This is a genomic window from Shewanella sp. 3_MG-2023 (assembly GCF_030548765.1).
In the GTDB taxonomy this organism is placed as follows: domain Bacteria; phylum Pseudomonadota; class Gammaproteobacteria; order Enterobacterales; family Shewanellaceae; genus Shewanella.
Genome location: NZ_JAUOSH010000068.1, coordinates 1 through 2,518 on the forward strand (window position 1 = coordinate 1; position 2,518 = coordinate 2,518).

General features: G+C 42.5%; 2 protein-coding genes and 1 pseudogene. 2 read left to right on the forward strand and 1 reads right to left on the reverse strand.

Going from position 1 to position 2,518, the window contains the following annotated elements; translation table 11 throughout:
- Both Q4591_RS19940 and Q4591_RS19945 read left to right on the forward strand, forming a co-directional pair.
- On the forward strand, positions 1-436 hold a 436-nt coding region (locus tag Q4591_RS19940), incomplete at its 5' end, for a tyrosine-type recombinase/integrase (protein ID WP_303462590.1).
- A 336-nt stretch (positions 437-772) separates the two neighbouring features.
- Positions 773-1,237 (forward strand): annotated as a pseudogene (locus Q4591_RS19945) (transposase); the annotation flags it as partial.
- 256 nt (positions 1,238-1,493) lie between these two features.
- Here Q4591_RS19945 and Q4591_RS19950 read toward each other — a convergent pair.
- Entirely contained in the window at positions 1,494-2,048 is a 555-nt protein-coding gene (locus Q4591_RS19950; protein ID WP_102530875.1) for a GNAT family N-acetyltransferase, read from the reverse strand.
- Positions 2,049-2,518: the final 470 nt, after the last annotated feature.

The window sequence follows — 2,518 nt, forward strand, 5'->3', positions numbered from 1 at the left end:
TACTCTAAAGTCACAAATGAAACTGGTAAAAAAGCTCCACGAGACGGATTTGTCAGATGGCTTTGGACTTGCTTCATTGCCCATCTCTCTCATCAGAAAATATCGCAGTAATGCTTCTAAGTTTCATTGGCAACATATCTTTCCTGCTAGCCGCCGTTGTATGCACCCAAGTGACAACTACGTGTGCAGACACCATATTCATCCAACGGCTTTTTCACGAGCATTAAGGCAAGCTACCACTAACAGTGGTATAGATAAGCGCGTTACCGCCCATACTTTCCGCCATTCGTTTGCAACATCTTTATTACTCAAAGGCCATGACATTCGCACCATCCAGGAGTTATTGGGACACAGTGATGTCAAAACAACCGAGATATATACCCATGTGATTGGTGGCCATCATACTGGGGTCATAAGTCCTCTTGATAGTCTTTAAGGCATACAACAAGACTAGCTACTAAAGCCATATCTTTTGCTTTCTGCATTAGTAAATATAAGGCAAACACAGAAACACAAAATTAGAATGAGTCATTGTTCTAAATGATAATGGGGCATAAACGCGTTAAGCCCCTAACCCACTTCTGGACATTTTCGTGTTAGGACTTTGGGTAATCATGGCATTTCAGATTACCCAAAGTATGGATAAGCTCTAAACCTGTGGCCAATTTCAATTGGCCACTACACTCGCTAATCTAGCGACCTAAAATAACGTTATTATGCGTTTAGTTTTAATGTTGGTACCACCGTTCTCGCCAAGCTAGCGACCCAAAAGGTAGACTGCCAACATGTGGGTAAAGGACTGCCAGCGTTAATGTACCTGTCGCGATACCTTTATCGCGGCGTGTTACCCGATAAAAATATCGTCAGTAATATCGACGGACAAATTAGTTTTGAGTATCAAAATAGCCAAACCGACACCACTGAAATACGTACATTACCTACTGTCGAATTTCTATGGTTGGTACTGCTACACGTATTACCAAAAGGTTTACGGCGAGTCAGAGATTATGACTTGTTGAGAGGCAGTGCAGCCAAGCTACGGCAACGAATACGCTTGATGCTCGCCGTGGCTGGGACGGTGTTTGCGCCGCTCGAAAACACCATAAAAACGCAAGCCATACGACCTTGCCCTTGTTGCCGACAACCGATGATATTTATGGGGGTGCATAGGAATAAGCATGCACGACTGACAAGCTGTCTTAGGCAAAAACCAACCACACCTAACGCCACTGTTTAAGCCGAAGGATAAAAAAGTTAACACTTAAGATGCAGAGCAAGAAAAGTATAAGGAGCTGCTAAGGCATTGATATTTTTAGGTAACGAAATTAGCTGGCGATGCTAGGGGAACGATGCGGCTAGTGAAAAATGTTACTACTCAGCACACACCGAAAAAGCGTAAGATCTTACGCCGATATTTACACTATAAAGGTATCACTCGGGTTTGTTCAACACTTGGGATAAGGACGCGCCTACGCGCGGCCTATCCTTATCTGTTATATTTTCATTTCATCTGAGCGCAGCAGAGAAAAGACTTTAAGGTCATGATATGAACCTTTCCATTTGCCATGCTGCCTTAATGTACCATCACACTTGAACCCTAACCGCTCCAATACAATTTCAGAAGCCCTATTACCAAGCATTACGTATGCTTCTATTCTGTTGACAAATTTAGGGCACTGCTTAGAAAATGAATACTCAACAACGCTCTTTACAGCTTCCGTAGCATAGCCTTTTCCCCATGAGTCTTTAATAAATTCATACCCAATAACAGCTATGTCATTACTTTCTTCAAAACGGTTAATGCCACAACTACCTATAAAATTGTTAGTTGATTTTTCACGGATTGCCCACCTGACACTCTTGCTTTCTTGAAACCGTTTTGTGTCATTTTCAATTAGCTCAACAGCCTCACTTTCTATGCTGAAATGCAAGTCGTAAAACTCAGTAACATCGCTATCAGAAAACATAGCAAAAATTGATTTGGAATCATCAACAGTTTGCTCATTTAAGATAAGTCTTTTTGTCTCAATTATTGGAAAATTACTCATAACTCTCTGAAAATATAACGCCCCAAGCAGGGGATTTTATGAGCGCTTTTCAGCGAGTAAAATTCCCGCTGACTTGGCTTGTGTACGCCCAGCATGGGCATGAACTAATGAGGTGAAAGTCCTCTGTAGGAAGGTCACCGTTTATTAACATGCTGTTATTAAACGTTAACTACTAGCGAATGGCAAGGGCTTATCCGCGAGGATTGGTCTGGAGGAAGCCGCTAGCAAATTTGCGAGCTGATGAACAAGAACATCATATGAGGCGTAGGCTAGAGGTGAGTTGGCACAAGACGACGAAACCACGTGATCTAATGGCCACCGTAAATGATGCAGCAGTGCAAAGAAAGTTCATGTTCTTATCTGGGGAGATCTACTTAACACGCGATCGGTAATTAACCAGTAAGGCTCTGGTTTATAAGTGCCTTGGCTTTTCAGCGCCATCGACTGAAAAGAGCGAATCAGATGGAAAC

What these genes read in the sequence shown, in the direction of transcription:
- Q4591_RS19950 (WP_102530875.1), bottom strand. Translation starts at nt 2,048, where the DNA reads ATGAGTAATTTTCCAATAATTGAGACAAAAAGACTTATCTTAAATGAG.